At 50.5% G+C, this 22,438-nt stretch carries 18 protein-coding genes, 2 tRNA genes and 1 pseudogene; 7 read left to right on the forward strand and 14 right to left on the reverse strand.

What is annotated here, in order from left to right; genetic code table 11:
- The first annotated feature begins 120 nt into the window (after positions 1-120).
- A complete protein-coding gene (locus JFC11_RS00385) occupies positions 121-1,002 on the forward strand; it encodes an NAD(P)-dependent oxidoreductase (RefSeq protein ID WP_038482403.1) in 882 nt (293 codons plus the stop codon).
- A 420-nt stretch (positions 1,003-1,422) separates the two neighbouring features.
- Here the strand turns inward: JFC11_RS00385 and JFC11_RS00390 are convergent.
- The 3 genes from JFC11_RS00390 to gltX form a co-directional block, all read right to left on the reverse strand.
- A tRNA-Glu gene (locus tag JFC11_RS00390) sits at positions 1,423-1,498 on the reverse strand.
- Positions 1,499-1,580: 82 nt separating this feature from the next.
- Positions 1,581-1,656: transfer RNA gene (locus tag JFC11_RS00395), tRNA-Ala, on the reverse strand.
- A 137-nt stretch (positions 1,657-1,793) separates the two neighbouring features.
- A complete protein-coding gene (gene gltX / locus JFC11_RS00400; protein ID WP_038482400.1) occupies positions 1,794-3,272 on the reverse strand; it encodes a glutamate--tRNA ligase in 1,479 nt (492 codons plus the stop codon).
- 285 nt (positions 3,273-3,557) lie between these two features.
- Here gltX and JFC11_RS00405 point away from each other — a divergent pair, with 285 nt between their 5' ends.
- Complete coding sequence (locus JFC11_RS00405; protein WP_038482396.1) at positions 3,558-4,082, forward strand: helix-turn-helix domain-containing protein; 525 nt, start codon at positions 3,558-3,560, stop codon at positions 4,080-4,082.
- Between the two features lie 23 nt (positions 4,083-4,105).
- Here the strand turns inward: JFC11_RS00405 and JFC11_RS00410 are convergent, their stop codons facing one another.
- Entirely contained in the window at positions 4,106-4,687 is a 582-nt protein-coding gene (locus JFC11_RS00410; protein WP_198348452.1) for a hypothetical protein, read from the reverse strand.
- 328 nt (positions 4,688-5,015) lie between these two features.
- Between JFC11_RS00410 and dusA the strand changes: the two genes are divergently transcribed.
- Positions 5,016-6,044, forward strand: a complete 1,029-nt coding sequence (dusA, locus tag JFC11_RS00415; RefSeq protein WP_198348453.1) for a tRNA dihydrouridine(20/20a) synthase DusA — start codon at positions 5,016-5,018, stop codon at positions 6,042-6,044.
- A 65-nt stretch (positions 6,045-6,109) separates the two neighbouring features.
- Here the strand turns inward: dusA and JFC11_RS00420 are convergent.
- The 5 genes and pseudogenes from JFC11_RS00420 to JFC11_RS00440 form a co-directional block, all read right to left on the reverse strand.
- Positions 6,110-6,214: pseudogene (locus JFC11_RS00420) on the reverse strand (catalase); the annotation flags it as partial.
- A gap of 16 nt (positions 6,215-6,230) precedes the next feature.
- Positions 6,231-6,599 (reverse strand): hypothetical protein, encoded by a 369-nt coding sequence (locus tag JFC11_RS00425; RefSeq protein ID WP_038482390.1) that lies wholly within the window; start codon positions 6,597-6,599, stop codon positions 6,231-6,233.
- Between the two features lie 75 nt (positions 6,600-6,674).
- Positions 6,675-8,342, reverse strand: coding sequence for a phosphoethanolamine transferase (locus JFC11_RS00430; protein WP_198348455.1), 1,668 nt, complete (start codon positions 8,340-8,342; stop codon positions 6,675-6,677).
- Positions 8,343-8,366: 24 nt separating this feature from the next.
- Positions 8,367-9,053 carry a phosphatase PAP2 family protein gene (locus JFC11_RS00435; protein WP_198348456.1) on the reverse strand — a complete coding sequence of 229 codons (687 nt, stop codon included), beginning with the start codon at positions 9,051-9,053 and terminating at the stop codon, positions 8,367-8,369.
- Complete coding sequence (locus tag JFC11_RS00440; RefSeq protein ID WP_232482728.1) at positions 9,035-9,412, reverse strand: diacylglycerol kinase; 378 nt, start codon at positions 9,410-9,412, stop codon at positions 9,035-9,037. The genes JFC11_RS00435 and JFC11_RS00440 overlap by 19 nt, the downstream gene beginning before the upstream one ends.
- Positions 9,413-9,658: 246 nt before the next feature.
- Here JFC11_RS00440 and JFC11_RS00445 point away from each other — a divergent pair, with 246 nt between their 5' ends.
- Positions 9,659-10,321, forward strand: a complete 663-nt coding sequence (locus tag JFC11_RS00445; protein WP_198348457.1) for a response regulator — start codon at positions 9,659-9,661, stop codon at positions 10,319-10,321.
- Entirely contained in the window at positions 10,318-11,730 is a 1,413-nt protein-coding gene (locus tag JFC11_RS00450; RefSeq protein ID WP_198348458.1) for an ATP-binding protein, read from the forward strand. Before JFC11_RS00445 ends, JFC11_RS00450 begins: the two co-directional genes overlap by 4 nt.
- Positions 11,731-11,856: 126 nt before the next feature.
- Here JFC11_RS00450 and JFC11_RS00455 read toward each other — a convergent pair whose 3' ends face one another.
- On the reverse strand, positions 11,857-12,888 hold the full coding sequence (locus tag JFC11_RS00455) for a succinylglutamate desuccinylase/aspartoacylase family protein (RefSeq protein ID WP_038482376.1): 1,032 nt from the start codon (positions 12,886-12,888) through the stop codon (positions 11,857-11,859).
- A 209-nt stretch (positions 12,889-13,097) separates the two neighbouring features.
- Here JFC11_RS00455 and JFC11_RS00460 point away from each other — a divergent pair, with 209 nt between their 5' ends.
- A complete protein-coding gene (locus JFC11_RS00460; RefSeq protein WP_038482373.1) occupies positions 13,098-13,709 on the forward strand; it encodes a TetR family transcriptional regulator in 612 nt (203 codons plus the stop codon).
- A gap of 62 nt (positions 13,710-13,771) precedes the next feature.
- A complete protein-coding gene (locus JFC11_RS00465; RefSeq protein WP_198348459.1) occupies positions 13,772-14,704 on the forward strand; it encodes an alpha/beta fold hydrolase in 933 nt (310 codons plus the stop codon).
- 58 nt (positions 14,705-14,762) lie between these two features.
- Here JFC11_RS00465 and JFC11_RS00470 read toward each other — a convergent pair whose 3' ends face one another.
- The 4 genes from JFC11_RS00470 to JFC11_RS00485 all read right to left on the reverse strand — a co-directional run bounded on the left by JFC11_RS00470 (position 14,763) and on the right by JFC11_RS00485 (position 22,367).
- Positions 14,763-15,437: a hypothetical protein gene (locus JFC11_RS00470; RefSeq protein WP_198348699.1), complete on the reverse strand. Its 675-nt coding sequence runs from the start codon at positions 15,435-15,437 to the stop codon at positions 14,763-14,765.
- 247 nt (positions 15,438-15,684) lie between these two features.
- Positions 15,685-17,703 (reverse strand): oleate hydratase, encoded by a 2,019-nt coding sequence (locus JFC11_RS00475; RefSeq protein WP_198348460.1) that lies wholly within the window; start codon positions 17,701-17,703, stop codon positions 15,685-15,687.
- A gap of 210 nt (positions 17,704-17,913) precedes the next feature.
- Entirely contained in the window at positions 17,914-21,099 is a 3,186-nt protein-coding gene (locus tag JFC11_RS00480) for an efflux RND transporter permease subunit (RefSeq protein WP_198348461.1), read from the reverse strand.
- Entirely contained in the window at positions 21,099-22,367 is a 1,269-nt protein-coding gene (locus JFC11_RS00485) for an efflux RND transporter periplasmic adaptor subunit (protein ID WP_038482361.1), read from the reverse strand. Before JFC11_RS00485 ends, JFC11_RS00480 begins: the two co-directional genes overlap by 1 nt.
- Positions 22,368-22,438 lie beyond the last annotated feature (71 nt).

The following is a 22,438-nucleotide window of genomic DNA, read 5'->3' on the forward strand; positions in this document are numbered from 1 at the left end:
GGATAATAAAAGGCCACCCACGGGTGGCCTTTTGCTTGTCGTAAATTCTCTTTTCTTTATTACTTTACACATAACATTCCAGCCCCCCCTAATACTCATCACACACCCACAAGGTGCTCTATGCGAACCATCACTACTGTTGCTTTTATTGGCCTGGGCGTTATGGGCTACCCCATGGCAGGCCATCTTGCCAAACAAGGCCTTACAACGCGTGTTTACAACCGCACAAGCAGTAAAGCAGATACCTGGGCAAACGAGTATGGCGGCACCGCACATGCCACCCCCAAAGAAGCCGCTGACGGCGCTGACCTTGTTTTGATATGCGTAGGCAATGACGACGACGTCAGGCAAGTAACTATCGGCACCGATGGCGTGCTGAGCAGCATGACAGCCGGCACCTATCTCATCGACCACACGACTGCTTCTGCTGACCTCGCTCTGGAACTAGACACCACCTGCCGCGAGCAAGGCGTAGCCTTTTTAGACGCCCCCGTCTCCGGCGGGCAGCAAGGGGCTGAAAATGGCGCACTAACGATTATGTGTGGTGGTGAACAGACACACTTTGACGCTGTCCACCCTATCCTTAATCACTACGCTCGTGCCGTCACACTGATGGGCAGCGCTAGCAGTGGCCAGCTTACTAAAATGGTTAACCAGATCTGTATTGCTGGCTTAGTGCAAGGTCTTGCCGAAGGCCTTCACTTTGCTGAACAAGCAGGACTGGATCAACAACAGGTAATTGATGTGGTATCCAAGGGTGCTGCTGGCTCATGGCAGATGGAAAACCGCCACAAAACGATGATTGCCAATGAGTACAATCATGGATTTGCAGTGGACTGGATGCGCAAAGATTTAGGGATTTGTTTAGAGCAAGCTCGTCGACTGAGCGCCACGCTACCCGTCACCGCCCTTGTTGACCAATTTTATGCTGATGTGCAACGCATGGATGGAGGACGCTGGGACACTTCGTCGCTTTTGAAACGCCTCCAAAAGCCAGAATAATGCTTGACTTTTAAGCGTCTCAATCTTGAAAAGGGTTTTCCACACTATCTGTGGATAACCCTGTTCACAACCACTACAAAACGTCCCACAATCGCCATGAACAGTGACCCAGCCTTAAATTGATCATTTTTTAACCTAATATAACTTATTGATTTAAAAGGAATAATGCTAAATCACTGATTTTTTGAAACAACAGCTCAGGGTTGTGCACAACCCCTTCCGCAAACTTGCAAAAGTGGACAAGTCAAGCACAAAATCGTCCAAAAACGATTGAAATGAGAATGATTTCAGCCAGCAGCTATAATAACGGGAACGCAAAAACCGACAGATGAGTTACCTCATTGTCTTTAATTAAAATGCGTATTTTGAGAAATGTTTGCCGACAATAAATCTGCAAATAAATTTCGGGGAAGTAGGAGATGGCGTCCCATAGGGGGTTCGAACCCCTGTTACCGCCGTGAAAGGGCGGTGTCCTAGACCACTAGACGAATGGGACGTTATTAACCTAAATAAATACGGCCTTGAGACACTATATTGAAAACTTTGAATTGAAAATTGACAACCAGAGTTTTCAATATTGGTGGAGCCTAGCGGGATCGAACCGCTGACCTCAACACTGCCAGTGTTGCGCTCTCCCAGCTGAGCTAAGGCCCCACATGTCTCGAAGACGGAGCGTATGTTACTGATTACGCCCGCCTTCGTCAAGCCTTTCAAGCACCCTTTTCAAGCACCCGTATCACAGGCACCTCTGGAAAGCCCGCTAGTGCCGAGCCCTAAACATCAACTAGGCATTAGAGATCACGAAACTCCTTTTCAAAGCGTTTGGCTTGCTTCTTAGAAACACCGCCTAGTACTTCAATGGCATTACGTAGCCGTGCTCGCGTCACGTCAGAACCTAAGATTGCCATGGCATCCATTACAGAGGTACTCGACGCACTGCCAGTAATGGCAATAAAGACAGGGGCTAGGAAAGCCTTCATCTTAATATCGAAATGCTCAGCAAGCACTTTAACCTCAGCTAAGAGCACCTCTTTCGTCCATGCAGGCACGGCTTCAAAACGCCACACCAAGAACTGCAGCAGCTTAACCAGCTCTTCTTTCTCAAGCTTCACGCTAGCAAAGTCGTTTTCCGTTAGCGCAGGCAACCCAGAGAAGAAGTGCCCCGCCAGCGGGATTACTTGGGAAAGGGTTTCCACACGTGGACGCACCTGAGGAAGTATTTGCTTCACGTACTCTTCATTGAATGCCCATTCCCGAAGCGCCTGAAGTAGCGCGTCGTCATCTAAGTCTTCACGAATATAAACGCCGTTCAACCAGGTCAGTTTTTCCAAATCAAACACTGGCCCACCTAACGATACTCGCTGAATATCAAACTCAGCCATCATATCTGACAGGCTAAACTTCTCGCGTTCGTCAGGCATCGACCAACCCATACGGCCTAAGTAATTAGTGACGGCCTGAGGCAAGAATCCCATACGACGATAATAGTTAATCGACGTCGGATTTTTGCGCTTAGATAGCTTGGACTTATCGGGATTGCGCAGCAGCGGCATATGGCACAGCTGCGGCATTTCCCAGCCGAAGTATTCATAAAGTAACTGATGCTTAGGCGCTGAATTAATCCACTCTTCACCGCGCAGTACATGGGTAATGTTCATTAGGTGATCATCAACCACGTTTGCCAGATGATAGGTAGGCATGCCATCTGACTTCAGCAGAATTTGCGCATCAACTTGCGCCCATTCAACTTCGATTGTGCCGCGCAACATATCGTTCACCACACAAACGCCGGTACTCGGCACCTTCATACGAACGACATAAGGCCAACCTTCCTGTTCACGACGAGCCTGCTCATCCGCAGCCAACGCTAAATCAACGGGCTTCAAAGCCAAGTGCATACCAGCCGCTTTGCGAGCTTCCCGCAGTTCATCCAACTCTTCACTGGTGCGGTAACACTTAAAGGCATGCCCCGCATCCATAAGCTGCTGGGCGTACTGAGCGTAGATATCACCACGCTCGCTTTGCCGATACGGGCCGTGAGGGCCGCCCACATCAGGGCCCTCATCCCACTCCAGCCCCAGCCAACGTAACGAATCTAAAATCATCTGTTCTGATTCAGCGGTAGACCGAACCCGATCGGTGTCTTCAATGCGCAGAATGAACTGGCCACCGTGCTGGCGCGCAAAACAGAGATTAAACAGCGCGATATAGGCAGTACCTACATGCGGATCACCCGTTGGAGAAGGCGCGATACGAGTACGAACGGTCATCAAAATGTCCTTTTGGCAATAAAGCGTCTCGCCATTATACGCACCCTTACGGCAACCAGCAGTACCTTGCAGGGAACGAGTTTGACTTAAAAGCGTCTGATCAAAAGTTGGAAGCTCACTGATAGGAAGATGCGCGTTAAAGCACAATCGCTTAGTATGGCGCAGCCCCTATGATTCGTGTCCATACTTGAGAGCGCCTCGCGATTTTTAGTATGCACAGAGCGCCGCCGAATAGGGTGGAAGTACACTCAACGAGCTTGTTTAGCTCATCGATAGGAAAATGAAATGGAATCGCTAGGCTCACGTATAAAGCAACTGCGGCTTCGGGCCAAGCTCAACAAAGCTGCCCTCGCACGTAAAGTAGGCGTATCAGATGTCACCATTTCTTACTGGGAATCCGGTGCGATCAAACAAATCGGCCACGAACGCCTTGTTGCGCTCGCTGATGCCCTTGATTGCTCTTTGGCAACCCTGCTAGAAGGTGACAGCGCCGCCCCTCTGTTGACCCTGACACATACTGGCCCCCTCCCCTGGGAACAGGTTCAGGCAACTATGATGACGGTGCCGCATCATCTGCCGCTAAAGATTGACTGGAAAGCTCCCTGCATAATGGCAACTCCCGGCCAAGAAACGGATTTCTCACCGGTGTCAGCAGGCGACTTAGTGCTATTAGGCCCTACCCATGTGTTTCACAAAGCTGGTCATTATCTGATCCAGCAAGAACAAGGTTATGTTATTGAGCATTTTGCTAAAGCGCCCAGTGACACCACCATACATGCGGTACTGCTAGCACACTGGTCTCCTGCCTAAAGCATTTTTATCTCCCCCACGTCCTACATTTCTTCAACTACGTCCACCTGGTCGCGCGTACGTCTTGGTTCACTGCCCACTAAGAAACTGCGCGAGTAGGTGGCAACCTGCCCTAATCCATGGCGAGTTTGACTAACCAGCTCGCCAGCCAAGTGCTCCCCTTCACTTCCAATGCGCGCCTGAACAACTTCTGGCTGCACAGATGCTACTGAAAGCTGGACCTGCACAATATATCGTCCATCCGGTAAGCCACTGCCAGAACCAAAGGGGCCAGCATTAAACCGCCCTTGTAAAACACTGGTACGCTCCTGCCAACGCACTCGGCTTATCTCACGCTCAATAGTTACCTGAATAAGAGCGCCATCCGGCAGGTTGGTTTCGCCTTCTACCATTAAACGACGATCAGAGCGCAGAGAGGCCCTAGCCGAAATGGCTACAACGAGAGGATCGACCACCTCTTGTGGTTCAGCGCTTTGCTGTGGGCTAGGCATTTCAACGACCGACTCAGGCGGATCTGAGGGTGACTCCTCCTCCTGACCGCCACAGCCAGCCAGCAGCAGCACGATCACCAACACTAAACTGATACCACCTAGTGTCTTATGCATAGAGACTCCTCAACAACGAAATATCAGCTTACCACTGCCTAGCCCTCATCACATTGAATTAGACCGCAAAAGAAGCAAAGTGCTGCAGGGCTCACAGGGGTTATTTCATTGACAAACGAAACTAATTTCGTTTTGTAGATTCAATACCTACGCGCCGGACTTTGAACAAGCGACATCTTCCACCTTTGCCGGCCTCTACCTTCACAATTAAGCAGCGCCTACTTTGTACTCAAACCCGCTTTTTGCGTACAATCGCTCGCCAATGACTCCCCCGCTGTTAAGCAACCACGACTGGCTTATACCGCATCGAATGATGCAAGTGATTGATATGACTAAAGCAAGCCCAGCAGACGCTGCTCGTCTGTTTTCTGTGGCCCCCATGATGGATTGGACAACCCGCGATTACCGCGCGTTTGCACGCACGTTAACCAAGCGGACATTGCTGTACACCGAGATGGTGACCACTGGTGCCATTTTGCATGGAACGCCCCGTGAGCGCTTTTTAGGCTATAGCGATGTTGAGCATCCGATAGCGTTGCAACTGGGTGGCAGCGATGCGGGAGAGCTGGCCGAGTGTGCAGCCATTGCCGAGGCGTGGGGGTACGACGAGGTCAATCTGAATGTCGGCTGCCCCAGCGACCGAGTGCAGAACAATATGATTGGCGCTTGCTTGATGGGCTACCCTGAAAAAGTGGCAGAGGCGGTGAAAGCTATGCAGGCGGCAGTGTCGATTCCGGTCACGGTGAAGTGCCGTATCGGGATTGACGATCAGGATGAAGATGCTGACTTGGCGCGATTTATTGAGATCGTAGCGAATGTCGGTTGCGACGTCTTTACCATTCATGCGCGCAAGGCATGGCTGCAGGGTTTGTCGCCTAAGCAAAACCGGGATGTACCGCCCCTTAACTACCCCCGCGTGTATCGTCTGAAACAGAGCCACCCAGAGCTGCATATTGGCATTAATGGGGGGATTAAAACCCTTGCCGAGTGCAAAGCCCAGCTTGAGCACGTAGACAGTGTGATGGTGGGCCGCGAGGCGTATCAGAACCCGTGGCTACTCGCCGGGGTCGATGAGCAGCTGTTTGGTGAAGTGGGGCCAGCGCGCACGCGCTTGGAAGCGGCTAACGCATTTCGCCCGTATATTCAGCAGCGGTTAGATGAAGGGGCCAAGCTGAATCACATAACCCGCCATTTGCTGGGGTTATTTCAGGGCTGTCCCGGTGGCAGACGCTTCCGTCGCCACCTGTCTGAGCACGCGCACAAAGAGGACGCGGGCCTGCGGCTTTTCGATGAAGCGCTTAGCTTAGTTCGCGAACCCAAAACAGAGACCCAGGAAGCACTACAACCCGCGACCTAATTCGGCTTACATGTTAATACGTCGCCTAGCGACTTGGGCGCGCTAGGCGTAAAACGCCGCTATAGATTGCGGCCGGGCGACAGCTTACCAACGTCGATTGATGGGTAATCTTTATGGGACCAGACCTTGGTTAAATCGAAGGGGTTGATGCGGTATTTTTTGGCATCATCACGCATATTAATCGTGCTAACCCAATAAATATAAAATTATTACTGTTCCAACCCCAGCAGCTCCTAATGCACCGAGAGCATCTATTAAATCATTTCCAACAATTTTCAATACATTTACATAATAATAGCGTCTAATTAACTGAGATATACCGTTCGACGTTACACTGAATATGGCAATGGTGGTCTCGATTTTTTCTATTCCCATTAACCACAGTAGTGTCGCTAGCAAAGTAATTAAAACAACGCTAGCTCTAAAGGAAAGCCATTTAGCAGAATTAATAGATGTATTGCCACCGTCTACCAAGCCCTCCGCTGTTGCCATTTTCTTGGGTAGAAGCCGTCTCCAAAAACCTTGGTTAGAGTCCAATAGATGCGATAAAACCATGTGCATACACCAGAATAGTTGAGCGGAGTGAAAAACAGCTTGCCATGTAATACTTAACGATCACTTAAACATTCATTAATTGGTGCGGCTCTGGCACAGTTGGCTAATATCTTCTGCCTGCTGGTAAACGTCCGTTGCTATGTCAAGCAAACCCAGTACGCTGTGAAATAAGTTATCGTGCGAGGCGGCTTGATCAGAGATTTGTCGTAGGCAGTCCGTATCAAGCCCTTGCTGCTGTGAAAATGAGCTGGACAGCCACCAAACCATAGGCACATGCGTCTGTTCGTCAGGGGCAATGGCGTAGGGAATACCGTGCAAATAAAGCCCTTTTTCGCCCAGTGACTCACCATGATCAGAGAGATAGACCATTGCTGTTGCGTATTCATCCTGATGCTTTAGCGTCTCAATCACCTGATCCAACACAGTGTCGGTATATAGAATGGCATTGTCGTAGCTGTTGGTAATGGCATCTCTTGAGCACTTGGATAAATCAGCGGTAGTACAAGCGGGAACAAAACGTTCGTAGTCATCAGGGTAGCGTTGGTAATAGCTGGGGCCATGGTTGCCTAGCTGGTGCAGCACGACCACCTGATCAGCTGAGGTACCGCTAATTTGCGTGGTTAAAGCTTGAACCAGTGCCTCATCCAAGCATCGCCCATCTTGACACAAAGACGCATAGTCCTCTGGCGCAAGCGCTTTTGTCGTCACTCCCTCGCAGACGCCTTTACAGCCTGACTGGTTATCAAGCCAGGTGACCTCTAAACCGGCGTGGGCTAATACGTCCAGCAACGATTCATGTTGCTGTGCATAAGATTTAGCGTAATCGGCACGTCCCGGTAATGAAAACATGCAGGGTAATGAGACTGCTGTGCTTGTACCACATGAGGAAACATCTGAAAAATTGATAACGTCAGGCTGCTGGGCAAGCTTAGGTGTGGTTTGGCGTTCATAACCATTTAACCCCCAGTTCGACGCCCGTACCGTTTCGCCCACCACAATGACGAGTAGTGTAGGTTTGTCGCCCACTTGCGAACTGATACGGGCGTCCTCCCCCACAGGAGAACGCACCGTATTCGCGGTAGCGTGTTGGCTGGAAAGAGCCTGCGCCATCGAAACAATATAATTACCAGGGGTCACCAAGTAGCGAAGCTCTTTATTGTTGCGCATGAGTGACGACAACTCTTGATAAGATAAGAAGATCGCCAACAGCAATATAGCAGTGCTGGCAAGACAATAAGCCGAGCGACGTAATATTGCTTTCTTCCAGGTTGAAGGTGTTACTTTAACTCGCCAAATCATGACAGTAGGCAAACCAAAAAAGATCGCCAAATGAATCAGCAAACCAACTGTGAGCAGTTCCTGTGCTTCGTTAGTGTCCGTTTGAAGCACATTTTCTAGCATGGAGGTATCAAAATAGGTGCCGTAGTAACTGGTAAAGTAACTAACGAAGGCGGCAATTAGAAACAGCAAGATTAATAAGGGTTTTACCAGCATTCGAAAAGCAAGGCTAACGAAGACCAAATAGTTAAGACAGGTCATCACCAAAAACATATTGACAAAGGTTAGCCACGTTTTGGCGGCAAAAGGGTCATAGCCAGCAAAGGCTTGTTGCCAAAAAGGGACATTGTAAAAAACACTGAAGATGACAACGGCCCATAAGACAAGCTGCTCCGTGCTTAATGCGGGACGATAATGCCAAACGGTGTCAAAGGTTTTTGAAGGCAATGATAGCAAAGAGGACATCGAAAGGATCTCTGTATGAAAAGATTAATGAACGCTTGGGCGTAATAAAAATCTTGAAAGAACAAAACTTACGGTCCAACAAATCATGACGGTCCAGAGGTCATGGGAGAGAAAGTGCGCCCCGCGAAACTGTTGAGTGATTCCAAACGTAAGGCCAAGCCCTAAACCCAGTGCGAGCCCTGCCCATCGCCATTGGGGCCGTATGGCGGCAAAAAAGAAGTAGCAGGCTATCCACGTATATCCTGCGCTGGCATGCCCGGCGGGAAAGCAGGCGGACGCTGGCATTGAGGAAGGCCGCATGTTGAACAAGCCAATAAAGTCACGTGCTCCACCATAGCGAACTAAATCCCAAGGGCATTCCATGCTCACCAGGTGTTTAATAGTTGCTACAAGTAACGCTGAAAGAAGCGTTGTGGGAAAAAGATAAAAAAGTGGCGTGCGATACGCTTTAAGACAAGTAACCGTGGTGCTTAGTATCAATAGTAGGAGTGTGGCTAACCCCATAGCCAAGCTTAGCCATTTACCGCCTTTATGAAGGATATCTTGGGTAAGATAGATATCTTTCCATGCCCAAGCATTACCCTGAAGGCGATAGATAAAATCAGTTATCGTGAAGTCTATATTTAAAGCACTAAAAACCGACATGACGATTAGAAACAAAATCCATGCGCATGCTACTGGTTTGATAACATTTAGTTGATCAGTACGCATAGCCATACACCCATCATCATAAAAATGGTCATCATGACGGCGGCAGCTCCCATGTCTTTAGCACGCCCGCTAAGTTCGTTATTTTCTAGTCCGATACGGTCAATCGTGTTTTCTATGGCGGAGTTAATGAGTTCCACTATCACTACAAGGGTGAGTGAAGAAAACAACAACGCTTTTTCTACAGAAGTGGCATTAACAAAAAATATAAAAGGGTAGAGAATGAGACAGAGCATCACCTCTTGTCTAAAGGCAGATTCATTTACCCAGCAAGCTTTTATACCCGACACTGCATTTATAGAGGCGCGAAAGATGCGTTTAACACCCGTGCCATTGCGTTTTGGTGTAGTTGAGATAGGCAAGACAGTACACTCGATAACGTAATAGTAGCGTCACTATAAAGTGCAAAACTTAACGAACAGTTATGCCGTTAATTCAGTCGCTAGAACATAAGTGGTCATCACTGTGTGGTGGTGCTACCCACTGCATTGGCTGGCTTACTGGTTGAATTCAGATGAGTGTGCTATTTGGAATAGTAAGTTACCGTATTTAAGAAAAGCTTAAGTTTTGGTAGCGAAGATAGCAGCTTGTCGATTGAGGGGATCAGCATGCGCGCACTGCTAATAGAAGATGACCCCTTGCTTGGGGATGGCATTAAGACGGCCCTAGAGCGTGAGGGCTACACGGTCGATTGGTTTATGCTTGGCCGCGAGGCAATCAGCGCTATCGACAGCGATACCTTCAGTGTGATTATTTTGGATCTTGGCCTGCCCGATATGGACGGTATGCAGGTACTGCGTTTACTCCGACAGCAATCTACTCTACCTATTCTGATTTTGACGGCTCGTGATGCGATGGAAGACCGTATTGGCGGTTTAGATGCGGGAGCGGATGACTATGTGCTCAAGCCGTTTAATTTGCAGGAGCTACTCGCCCGTTTGCGGGTCGTAATGCGGCGCGCTGAGGGGCGAGCCTCGCAAATATTAACGCTGGGTGCACTGAGCATTGATGAAGCTCGTCATACAGTGAGTTGGCGGGGCAAAGACGTAAAATTGGGTCGACGCGAGTATGCCTTATTGCTAGAGCTAGCTAGACACCCGGACAGGGTGCTATCTCGCCCTCGTTTAGAAAGTTTGCTGTACGGCTGGGGCGAAGAAGTAGAGTCCAATACGGTGGAGGTTCACATTCATCATCTGCGTAAAAAGCTTGAAAAGCATTTGATTATTAACGTGCGCGGGATTGGCTACCGGCTGGATAGCCAGGCGCAATGAGATCGATACGGCATTATCTGCTTCGCACGCTAGCCATTACCATGGTTGTCGCCGGGGGTGTTGCGGTTACCGCGGCTTATTTAATTACCGATCACGAGCTAGAGGAAATTCTCGATACACAGCTCAGTCTGCATAGCCGGATTGTGGCTAGCCAGCTCGATCCCAACGCGACCATTGACGACTATGCTCGCCTGGCTTCGCGTATGGGCCTTCCTGAACATCCAGCTCAACTATATCGCGACGGTAACCCAGTGCCCGTGAGTAGCTCTGAATCAGATCCCAAGCTTTATCATGAGGAAGAGCTTAAATTAGTCCTGGGTTTTTGGAATGCCGATGGCTCACCCAAGCTGCTAGGAGGCAAATGGAGTGATGCAGGCCCCTTCCCTGCGCCTTTAAAAGAGGGTTTTCGCTGGGAAAGCTACGACGGGCATCGTTGGCGAGTTTTCAGCATGTTCGATGTTGCCAGCGATACCTGGATTAGCATGGGGCTGCGAGGTTCGTTTCATGATGCAGTGGTGGAGCGCATTACCTGGAACAATTTGTTGCCGATGCTCCTGTTGCTGCCACTCCTGCTTTGGCTGATGAGTCGTATTATCCAGCGGGGTATTGCCCCCATCCAAGCGCTTTCCAGGCAGGTACAAGGCCGCTCCGCGCACGACCTGCGTAAAATTGATCATTCGGTTCCTCAAGAGCTTAAAGGGTTACGCCAATCGCTAAACGACTTTATCACTCGGTTGAAAGAAACCTTAGAACGCGAGCGGCGCTTTACTGCAGATGCAGCCCATGAGTTACGCACACCCTTGGCGGCGCTGAGAATCCACTTAGATAATGCGCAGGCAGGCGGAGAGCAATCATTACAAAAGGCTTATGTCGGGGTTGAACGGCTTCAGCGGGTGGTAGAACAACTGCTTATTTTGGCTCGATTGGACCAAGTTGCCATAACCTCAACGGCCACTATCGACCTCTATCCGATTATTGCTGAATTGGTAGCCGAGCTGTGGCCACTCGCTGAAGAGCGTCATCAGCACTTGAGGCTAATAGGCTTAACCCAGCTGGAGGTTCGTGCCGACGAAATTGAGGTAGGAATTCTCTTTCGCAACCTACTGGATAACGCCCTACGCTATACGCCGAAAGGCGGTCAAGTGGAGGTAGAATTAGCGCTTTGGGAGGGGTTGCCTCAACTCACAGTGAGAGACACGGGCCCCGGACTCCCCGAAGCACTTTTGGATAAAGTCACTGAGCGCTTTAGGCGCGCTGCTGGCCAGGGTACCACCGGTAGCGGATTGGGTTTATCGATTGTCTCGGAGTTGGCTCAGCGCCAAAAAGCACGCCTTACGCTTAGTAATCGCACGCCCAACGGGCTAGCGGCAAGTGTGACGTGGGAGCAAAACCAACATCAAGATAGTTAATTAGCTTCAACATAGAGATCGCCACAGCAATTACTGTTTAGTCGCAACAATTGTTGAAAATGACAATCACTGCTCATCAGCAATACCAAGCGGTAAGTAATACGTACCACGCACCAAAGCCGAGTATCAATACATCGCATCAGGCTGAGGCGTCAGGCTTGATTGAAAATTTTCAATCGCCGTCTCAGCTTCTTCAATCTCATCAAAGCGGGCAATGTGATAAAGCGCTTCACCTTCGTTCGCTAGTGGCAGACGGCTCATACCAATAACAATGCCGTCGGCCATAGAAAGCACCTCACCTTCATCATTGCCGAAGGGATCTGCCACTTTACCGAGCACCTCGCCTTTTGCTACCCGAGCGCCCAGGCGCACCTTGGGGCGCAAAATGCCGTCGATAGGCGCCCTCGCCCAGCTGGAACCATTGGCAAGTTCAGCAGGCATTGGCGAGCGGCGACGCTGCTCGCCCGCCAGCATGCCTAAACGGCGCATCACGCGTAAAACGCCACGTACGCCGGGGGCAATTGCCCACTCATCAAAACGTAGCGCCTCACCGGCTTCATAAGTAAGCACCGGAATGCCACGATTTTGAGCATAGTGGCGCAAGCTACCTTCGCGAAGCTCTGCATTGAGTACCACGGGGGCACCAAACGCATCGGCCATGCGCTCAGTTTCACTGCCAGGCTGCAACTGAGCACGAATTTGCGGAAGATTGGTGCGATGAATAGCACCGGTATGCAAGTCGATAATATGCGTGGCGTGATCGACAATTTCATCACGAAATAGCGCCGCAATGCGCCCACCTAGCGAGCCCTTTTCACTGCCCGGAAAACAGCGATTCAAATCGCGTCGATCTGGCAAATAGCGCGTTTGCTGTAAAAAACCGAAGACATTGACGACGGGCACAGCAATTAACGTGCCACGCAAGCTATTGATTGCCTTGGAACGCAGCAAGCGACGAACAATCTCGACCCCATTAATTTCATCGCCATGAATCCCACCGCACACCAGCATGACCGGACCATCTTTACGCCCATGCACGACTTCAACCGGAATATGCAGCTGCGTGTGGGTATATAGGCGTGCCACAGGCACATCAATTTGTAAGCGTTGGCCAGGCATTACAGTGCGCCCAGCCAGGGTAAAAGGTGCTCGCGCCATGCTGAAAATCCTATAGCGTGCCTAATAACGGTTTCGTTTCGAAACGGCGTTTCCAAATAAATCTTATACGCTTTTTACTGACAAATGACGAATTTGTTAATCCACGTTATGAGCTAAAGTAATTAACCATACAGTTTTGAATGTAAAAAGTGGTGCACATAAGATAAAATGTGCTTATCACGTGTCAATTACTGAGGTTACGTTTTTATATGGCAAGAAAAACCAAAGCGGAGGCTGCTGCAACTCGCGAAGCGCTGTTGGATGCGGCTGAAGAGGTGTTTTTCGCAAAAGGCGTAGCTCGCACATCGCTGGAGCAAATTGCTCGTCACGCCAACCTGACGCGCGGTGCTGTTTATTGGCATTTTAAAAATAAAGGCGACCTTTTTATGGCGCTAGTGGAGCGTGTGCGTATGCCCTTCCAGTCGCTAATGGAAGAGGTAAACAACGCCGACCCGACTATCTCACCACTAACTGCCATACAACTTGCCTGCCATGCCGGCTTAAACCGCATGGAGCAGCCGTCCCACCAACGCATTTTATCGATTCTGCTGCATCGCTGTGAATTCTTTAGCGATATCAACCCGATTCAGATGCAGGACGAGATCGCAGACGAGTGTTTTGATGAAATGCTGTCGGTATTTCAACTGGCCCAACAGCAGCAGTTGCTACGCGATGATTTAACCCCCGAGGTGGCAACGCGTCTTATGCAGGCGGCACTGGGTGGCTTGTTTCATGATTGGTTACGAAACCCAGAATCGTTTTCATTGCGCGAACGCGGCGGTGAGATCATCGATACATTGATCACCATGATGAAGCGCTAACCATCTCGCTGCGATGCAGCAATACACCTATACTGAGCAGATTGTCAGCATAGGATAATTTTATGGATGCATTGGAATTTGTTCGTATCCGCGAACTTGATATCGCTGTACGCATTTGGAATCCCGACGCACCCCGCACGCTGATAGCATGGCATGGCCTTGCGCGCCACGGCGGTGATTTCGAAGCCCTAGCCCATCAGCTGGGCAGCGAATGGCGTATTCTTGCACCAGACACGCCTGGTCGCGGCCTTTCCAGCTGGTCACTGTTCCCTGCCCACGATTATCTCTACAGCCACTACATGACCGTGGCGATAGGCGTGCTAGATCATTTTCAATTAAAGCAGGTCGACTGGCTGGGCACTTCCATGGGCGGGCTATTGGGCATGCTGCTGGCTGCTGACAAAACACATCAACATCGGATTTCTAGGCTTATCCTGAACGATGTTGGGCCTGAGTTGAATAAAGATGGCCTAATCGCGCTCTCCAGTTATTTCAGCCTAACCCACCGCTTTACGAGCTTTGTAGACCTACAAAAAGAGCTGACACAGCACTATGCAAGCTTTGGAATTACCACTGATGATGAATGGCGAGCGCTGGCATTGGGAAGCGCTCGGCGACTACCTGATGGTAGCTGGACCTATCACTTCGACCCCCGTATTGGCGAGCAATTCATCCATGACACACCGCGAGACACATGGGCAGATTGGGCGAACGTTCACTGCCCTGTGATGGTGATTCGGGGTGCCGAATCAACGTTACTGGATGCCGAAACGCTGCCACGTATGAAAGAGGTGCAACCCGGTTTAGTTACTTTCACCGCCTCAGGGTGTGGCCATGCTCCTATGCTGAATCAACCCGAGCAAGTAACACCACTCCGTCAATTTCTCGACACGCCACTAAGCGCCTTCCCACGCAGTAAACCAACAAGCGCCACCGCTACATTGAACCCTATTGGCCAGTGGCTCGTTAAGCAATGGCGGCGCCTATTTGGCTAGACAATACGTTGGCTAGACAATACGTTGGCTAGACAATACGTTGGCTAGACAACACTCGCTAGGTGGAATAGCCGTTTGAATGGTGCTTGCGGTGCAAGCGCAGCTTATTCACGCGAACGCGCGTATCGAGATATTGTTGCTCAAGCACACTGCGGTACGCGCCTTCGTTGGCAAGATATTTCACAAGCACTCGGCGCTCGCCAGCTTGCGGGCAGTCCCCCGCTTTGCAATGCAATTTGACTGCGCTGCTGGGTTCGTTTTCCAGCTGAGCAGATGCATATTCATCATTTTGACGTTCTGAAACAACGACCGTAGCGCCTAATAAACAGCGACGTTTGAACGGCTGATAGCGATGAAGCGCGCGTTGTAATGAATGGCACACGGCTGCCGCAACTGGCGACGCAACCGCAAATGAGATCCACAGCACGAGCACGCCGACAGGCACCCTCAACATACCCAGCGATAACCAGCGGAGGACTAATAACTCAATAGCCAACGAAATAGCACCCGCAAACAGTACCAAGAAGCTTAATGCAAGCGTGGCAGGCACACCTGCAAAGCCGAGTGATACCAGTGTACTGGCCATATGATCGTCGCGTAGACTATCGCGCTCAAATAGCTCCAACGGCGCAAGCCTGACCAGCACCAGTAACCAGTAGAGCGCTATCAAAGCCAACAAGAAGGTAAAAACAACTGTTGGAAATTGCAGTACGGCGGAAACAAGTGATTGCATCATGGCGTGTTCTCCTCCAGACAAAGCCTGGTGATGTTTTCGCTTGACGTTATATTTATTAGCACAAGCTAAAAACAGGGTCTCTTTTAGCGTAGACCACCTTACGCGTTTATGTGTTTAGCTACCTTGACTGCCATCACTTATCGACCAAAAACTAAGCCCTGCGTTTTGTACAAAAACTGCTTCAACTCACCGCACAAAGGCGGCGAGCTGAGACAACTAATCAACTAAGATAAATTACCTTAAATCAGCGACGCCCCCGCAGCTTATCCCTTAACGTTTGCAACCTGCTTTTAACTTCATCTAGGGTATGGCTTTCGCCCATCAAACCACGAATAGCCTGAAGCTGATGTTCAAACAGCCCATGATGGTGAAGATCCTCAGGGGTTTCTTCCCGACCAAGCGGCAGGATATTTTCGAAGTAGGTTCCCCCCAGAATACGCCGTAAAACGCCCTCTCCCAGAAATGCTTCATCACTGTTCAGAGTGCGAGTTGCCCGCAGCAAGCGACGCACATCGTATTGACCAGGATAGATGTCCGGCACCTGCTTCTTGAGCCCAAGTAAGCTATAAACACCAATACGGGCAGTTCTTACCGAGCTTTCCAGTGTGAACACGACATCGTTATGGGTTTCTACAAACTGCCCCATGCAGGCTAGGTTGGTACAGCCTTCAGGAACCACGCTGGGGCGATCTCCCTTGGCTCTTGGCATGAATTGAGCGGTGATATAAGGCATTAGCGCGATACGTGTTTTGGTGGCAGCCAGTATGGCGTCGAGCTGATCAATCAGGCCAAGGTGATAACACATCTCAGTCAGCACTTCTTTCCCAGTACACTCAGGCATTGGCTTTTTGACATAATCGCCGGGCTTGTCCATCAACAATGCGTATGTCCATAGCACAATCACATCATCGGGCTGGTCGGGAAAATGCGGTTGGCGATTACAGGTAAAGCTCATTAACCAGGAGGAGTCGGTAAAGGTGATAATCCCACCTGTAGCCGTGAATCCTGAATAGGGATCATTAACCGACAGTTCTTTAAGTTTATCCATCAGAGGCGAAGGTTTACAGGTAAGCGTTACTGACTCCCAGGTAGAGCGTGGAACGTCCCCGCAGAACTTTTCTGGCTTCCCGAAGATATCTGATTTTTCTGCGAGATTCTTCCACAGTTGCCAGCCTGATCCCTCGCCAGCCTGCACGTTGTCTTTCAACTGTGGAACGGTGTCATCATCGCCATAAGCCGTATCTTCGGTCATAGAACCGGTGGTGACAAACACCAGATCGCGAGTGCCGATAGGGATAGACTTATCGCCATCACTGCCTCGGCACTGAAGAGCGGTGACGGTTCTGCAGCCGTCCTGGGTATCCATGTCCAGGTTCTCGACAACCGTGTCGTACTGGATATTCACGCCCTGATCTTGCAGCCAGTTCATCAGCGGTCGAACAAAACTGTCGTACTGGTTGTACTTTGGAAACACCAGTGACGTCATGTCGTTAAGCCCATCCATCAAGTGCAGAAAGCGATGCATGTACAGCTTCATTTCAAGTGCTGAATGCCAGTTCTGGAAGGCAAACATAGTGCGCCAGAAGGTATAGAAATTGGTTTCCAGAAATCCTTCACTGAACCACTGCTCTACTGTGACATCATCCAGATCCTCTTTGCGTGCTAGCAGTAGCTTAACAACCTCTAACTGCTGGCGTTTGGTGAGATTCATGGTGGAAAAGTCTTTGATCTGGCCCTGCTTTTCCAACAGGCGCGCTTTTGACCAGTTTTTGTCGGCATCATTCACGATGCGGTACTCATCCAGCACCGTAAATGGTGGCGGTAACTCCAGAGCCGGTATTTCCGAGAAGACGTCCCAGAAATTCTGGTAGGTCATCTCCATTTCACGACCTCCACGCACGATATAGCCTTCTTCCGCGTTGCCAGCACCATCCAGCGAGCCACCTTCTATGCCCTGTTCCTCTAGGAAGGTGATATTGCCAGCCGGCATGTGGCCATCACGAATCAGAAAGAAGGCAGCAGACAATCCTGCAATGCCGCCGCCAACGATCCAGGCACGGCGCCCCTCAATCCCCTCGGTCGGAAGCGGACGGTGATTGGTGTAGCTTCCATGCAGATCGGCAGGTGGGAATGACGTATCGATACCGTTGTGTAAGTGTCTTGATGAAGCATCTGGCGCAATATCGAGAGGCTGTCTCTCGAGTGCTTCAATATGGGTTTTCAGCGTTGAACCAGATGTTGTTGAGGCGTTAGATTTACTCATTGATAGATATCCTTTTCTGGGTAGCCACTATCAATTAAGTGTAGTTTAAAAAACTCACTAAACGCCTAAAACCATAAATAATTAACACAGAAAGCCGCTTAAGCAGCAGTATTTATTACAAGCATCGGCAATAACAGAGATAACGCATTCAAAAAAACGGGCACCATGAAAACAGGGTGCCCGCTAGCAAGTCACTAAACAGCGTTACGCTTAGTCATGGCCTAGCGCTGCCTGCTCGTTGTTACCATCACGGTCGGGGTGGCGTTTCCGATAGAGCCAATCAGACACCGTGGCAATCATTGCGTAGAAGCTTGGAATAAACAGGCTTCCCAGCACGGCAACAGACGCCATACCGACCGCAACGGTGGTACCTATGTGGTGGCTGCTCACATCGCTCGCGCCAGAAGCCAGTGCCAATGGCAAGGTACCGAAGATAAAGGCCAGTGAGGTCATAACGATAGGACGGAAACGAAGCTCCGCGGCAGTAATCGCTGCTTCACGAATCGATTTACCATGCTCTTTGCGCTGCAACTCTGCAAACTCAACGATAAGGATCGCGTTCTTAGCGGCCAAGCCAACGACCACCAGCATCCCAATCTGGACATAGACACTGGTATCCAGGCCTCGCAACGCAATACCACCCACGCCGCCCAAGAAAGCAAACGGCGTGGCAGTAAGTACCGCTAGTGGTAACGACCAACTCTCATACTGTGCCGCCAGTATCAAGAACACCATCAAAATACCAAACACAATGGCGAGCAAAGCGGTATTACCAAGGTTAGACTCTTGGTAGGCAGTCCCCGTCCAGCCCATTCCCCAGTTTTGGCCCAATGTTTCCTGAACCACTTCCTCCATCGCCTCGATAGCCTGTGTAGAGCTATAGCCTGGCGCTGGATTACCCTGGAACTGAGCCCCCGCATAAACACCGAAGCGAGAAACAACAGATGGACCCGTTTGGCGTTCGAGCGTTACAAACTCAGAAAGAGGAATGCGCTCACCATTGCCACCACGTACATAAACGCTACTCATATCATCGGGCGTTTTACGGAATTTATCTTCATTCTGTAAATAGACCTGGAAGTTACGGTTTTGGTAGCTAAAGAAGTTCACAAAACCATTACCGAAGGTGTTAGCTAGCGCCGAGTTGATATTCTCAAGGGCGACACCATAGCTCAGCGCTTTTTGCTGATCTATTTCCGCACGGTAAGAAGGCACATTGACGTTAAACGTTGTGAAAACGCGGCTTAATGCAGGATGCTGGTTAGCCGCCTGCATAATTTGCAATGACGCTTGATACAGCTCGCGAGGTGACGCGCCTTCAAAAGATTGCAAATAACCAGTGAAACCACCCGTTGTTGAAAGCCCCATGATCGGCGGTACGTTAAATGCCATCGCCGAACCACCATCAATGCTCGCCCCCAACTGCATAATACGGCCAACCAACTCATTAGCCGTTAAATCGCGTTCTGCCCAGGTTTTCATGTTGATAAACATAATGCCCCGTGCGGTATTGACCGCACTCGACAGAATGTCGTATCCCGCGACAGCAGAGGAGTACTCAACGCCCGGAATGGCTTCTATCTGTGAGCTAAGCTCATTCATATAGGCTTGAGTTCGGCTAAGCGATGCAGCATCAGGCAATGAAACGCTAACCAGCACGATACCTTGGTCAGTTTCCGGCACAAGAGTGGAAGGCGTATTTGCATAGAGCCAGTAAGAACCGGCCCCCACCGCCACAGTCAGCGCAAGCGCTAACACCCAGAAACGCACCAGCTTTTTCACAAACCACATATAAGCGGCGGTAAAGCCAGCGAAGAGGCGGTCAAACAGACGCAGCGGTGTGGTAATTGCACGCTTAAACGCGGACTGTTTGCTTATGTGCAGGTTATGCTTAATGAAGATGGCCGACAGCGCAGGGGTGAACGTCAGTGCCATCAGCGCCGATAGCGCCACCGATATCGCCACGGTAATCGCAAACTGCTGATAAATCTGGCCGGTAAAGCCACCCAGGAACGCCACGGGTACAAACACCGCAGCCATAATCAGCGATGTGGCAATAACCGGGCCACCCACCTCTTTCATCGCGCGGATAGTGGCATCACGAACCGTAATATCATCCTCTTCGCTCAATACCCGCTCAACGTTCTCCACCACTAGAATCGCATCATCCACCACGATGCCTATCGAAAGCACCAAGGCAAACAGCGTTAACAGGTTAATAGAGAAACCAAACAAGTAAAAACCAGCAAAAGTGCCGATAACCGAGACCGGCACGACCGACATGGCAATGACCGTAAAGCGCCAGTTCTGCAAGAAGATGAACAGAATCACGATAACAATCAGAAACGCTTCGACGAAGGTTTTTAATACGGTTTCTACCGAGGCATCAATAAACAGCGTGGTGTCATAAGGCGTTACATACTCAAGCCCTGGCGGAAAACGTCCCGATAGTTCTTCCATCGTGGCACGCACTGCTTCAGCGGTTTCCAGTGCGTTGGCACCCGGCTGCTGGTTAATAATAATGGGCGTCATGGTGGCGCCGTTTAAACGAGCATCCACGCCATAAAACGAAGCACCCAGCTCAATACGCGCCACATCCTCTAAACGAAGCGAGGAACCGTCCGGATTGGTGCGCAGAAAGATATTGCGAAAATCATCGGTTCCCGATAAACGCCCACCGGCAGTAATCGTATAGGTATAAGCACGCGGTTCACTTTGCGGTGTTGCCGCTAAGTTACCTGCGGGAATTTCGGTATTCTGCGCGCGAATCGCACTGGCCACTTCACTGGGCGTGAGGTCATACTGAGCCAGCTTGTCAGGGTTCATCCACACCCGCATCGCAAACTCACCGCCGCCTAACACTTCGGCATTACCTACGCCGGGCACTTGGCGTAGCTCATCCAAGATATTAAGCGTGGCGTAGTTTTGCATGTAGATTTTGTTGTAGTCACCGCTAGGAGACGTCAAGGCAACAAGCATCAGGATAGAGTCAGAGCGTAACTCAACCGTCACCCCTTGAGACTGAACCGCCTCAGGTAACTGCGAAAGCGCGCCCTGCACTCGGTTATTGACATTGATGGTGTTGATATCTCCATCAGTGCCAATGTTAAACGCAACACTCAGGCTCATAAGACCGTTATCAGCGCTGTTTGAGGTCATATATAGCATGTCCTCAACACCATTGATGGCCTCAGCAAGCGGTGCCGCGACGGTTTGCGCAACCGTCTCAGCATCTGCCCCGGGGAACTGAGCCTGAACTGACACAGTGGGAGGTACAACGCTGGGATACTGCTCTATCGGCAGTATTCGCATCGCCATCGTACCTACCAGCGTCAAGATAATCGCCAAAACGGTGGCGAAAATCGGTCGGCTGATAAAGAAGTTGGAAAAGTTCATTATTGCGCGCCCTCTTCCCCTTCAGCGGGCTGTGCGTCAGCCGCCTCATCCTGCATTGCCTCTGCCTGCCCGGTTTCTTGCTGGGCGTCTTCCTGCTCAGCTTCAGCGACGATGTCGGCAGCGTTACCTTCAAATGGCAGGGGGTCAATTAGCATTCCCGGCTCCAGACCAGCGGGGTCGCCTACGATGACACGCTCGCCAGCAGTAAGGCCATCATGAATGATTTGCCATGGACCAGCCACTTCACCGAGCTGAACCGTGCGCTCACGCGCTTTATTTTCATCATCGACAATAAAGACCCGCGGCCCCATCAGCCCCTGAGTAACGGCAATTTCTGGTACGGCCAGCACATCAAAACGCTTCAAGCCTTCAATACGAACCCTTACAAACTGACCAGGCAACACAGCACCCTCAGGATTCACAAACGTTGCTGACGCTTGAACCGTGCTAGTGCCGGTATCAACACGAGAACCCAGGAAGTCCAAACGACCTTCAAGCTCAGTGCTGTCGCCGCCATGTTGTCCTGGCACGCTCAAGCGCGCGGTAATGTCTGATGCATTACCGCTCTCACCCAGTTGTCGACGCAACTCAAAGGCATCACGTTGAGGTAGTTGAAAACGAACTTCAAGAGGATCAAGCGGCGTAATAGTGGCTAACTCAGTTCCTGGCGTTACCAAATTACCAACGTTTATCTGGCTTAAGCTGATCATGCCAGACACGGGGGCGGTAACGTTTGAGTAGCCTAAATCCAGGTTAGCGCTAGTTAAGGCCGCTTCTGCTTGGGCTACACTGGCTTGGGCAACCCGCTGGTCAGCCAGTGCTTGGTCATACTGCTGACGACTCACCGAGTTTTGGCTTAACAACTGCTCAAAACGCTGCGCATCGCGCTGGGCTCGGGACAGTTCAGCGCGCGCACTTTGCAAGTCAGCCTCACGCTGATTGACCGTTGCTTGGTAGAGATCTGGCTCGATGGTGTAGAGGCGATCGCCCTGCTCTACCAGTTGACCTGGCTCAAAATGGCGCTCTTCAAGAAACCCGTTTACCCTTGCCACAAGCGTAACTTCGCTGTCGCTGCGCAGCAGTGATGGGTAGGATTTATCCAGAGGAATATCCTGGCGGGCTATTTCAGCTACTTCTACCGCATGGGGCGGAGCTTCCTGCTGCCCGGCCTGCTGTTGCTGAGGCTGCTCCTGGCCACATGCGGCTAGCGCCAATGCAGCTATCAGCGTCACTAGACTCGCTCGACCTGAGTGAATCATTTTCTTCATACGTCGGTTTCCCATTAATCTTTTCAACATTGACGGATAGCAGCACAGCGCGTGTTTTGTTTAATATGTTA

This window comes from Vreelandella alkaliphila (assembly GCF_016107625.1).
GTDB lineage: Bacteria > Pseudomonadota > Gammaproteobacteria > Pseudomonadales > Halomonadaceae > Vreelandella > Vreelandella alkaliphila.

Excerpts from the sequence above, each read along its gene's own strand:
- JFC11_RS00385 (WP_038482403.1), top strand. The coding sequence starts at position 121 with ATGCGAACCATCACTACTGTTGCTTTTATTGGCCTGGGCGTTATGGGC.
- gltX (WP_038482400.1), bottom strand. The coding sequence starts at position 3,272 with ATGACCGTTCGTACTCGTATCGCGCCTTCTCCAACGGGTGATCCGCAT.
- JFC11_RS00405 (WP_038482396.1), top strand. The coding sequence starts at position 3,558 with ATGGAATCGCTAGGCTCACGTATAAAGCAACTGCGGCTTCGGGCCAAG.
- JFC11_RS00410 (WP_198348452.1), bottom strand. The coding sequence starts at position 4,687 with ATGCATAAGACACTAGGTGGTATCAGTTTAGTGTTGGTGATCGTGCTG.
- dusA (WP_198348453.1), top strand. The coding sequence starts at position 5,016 with ATGACTAAAGCAAGCCCAGCAGACGCTGCTCGTCTGTTTTCTGTGGCC.
- JFC11_RS00425 (WP_038482390.1), bottom strand. The coding sequence starts at position 6,599 with ATGGTTTTATCGCATCTATTGGACTCTAACCAAGGTTTTTGGAGACGG.
- JFC11_RS00430 (WP_198348455.1), bottom strand. The coding sequence starts at position 8,342 with ATGTCCTCTTTGCTATCATTGCCTTCAAAAACCTTTGACACCGTTTGG.
- JFC11_RS00435 (WP_198348456.1), bottom strand. The coding sequence starts at position 9,053 with ATGCGTACTGATCAACTAAATGTTATCAAACCAGTAGCATGCGCATGG.
- JFC11_RS00445 (WP_198348457.1), top strand. The coding sequence starts at position 9,659 with ATGCGCGCACTGCTAATAGAAGATGACCCCTTGCTTGGGGATGGCATT.
- JFC11_RS00450 (WP_198348458.1), top strand. The coding sequence starts at position 10,318 with ATGAGATCGATACGGCATTATCTGCTTCGCACGCTAGCCATTACCATG.
- JFC11_RS00455 (WP_038482376.1), bottom strand. The coding sequence starts at position 12,888 with ATGGCGCGAGCACCTTTTACCCTGGCTGGGCGCACTGTAATGCCTGGC.
- JFC11_RS00460 (WP_038482373.1), top strand. The coding sequence starts at position 13,098 with ATGGCAAGAAAAACCAAAGCGGAGGCTGCTGCAACTCGCGAAGCGCTG.
- JFC11_RS00465 (WP_198348459.1), top strand. The coding sequence starts at position 13,772 with ATGGATGCATTGGAATTTGTTCGTATCCGCGAACTTGATATCGCTGTA.
- JFC11_RS00470 (WP_198348699.1), bottom strand. The coding sequence starts at position 15,437 with ATGCAATCACTTGTTTCCGCCGTACTGCAATTTCCAACAGTTGTTTTT.
- JFC11_RS00475 (WP_198348460.1), bottom strand. The coding sequence starts at position 17,703 with ATGAGTAAATCTAACGCCTCAACAACATCTGGTTCAACGCTGAAAACC.
- JFC11_RS00480 (WP_198348461.1), bottom strand. The coding sequence starts at position 21,099 with ATGAACTTTTCCAACTTCTTTATCAGCCGACCGATTTTCGCCACCGTT.
- JFC11_RS00485 (WP_038482361.1), bottom strand. The coding sequence starts at position 22,367 with ATGAAGAAAATGATTCACTCAGGTCGAGCGAGTCTAGTGACGCTGATA.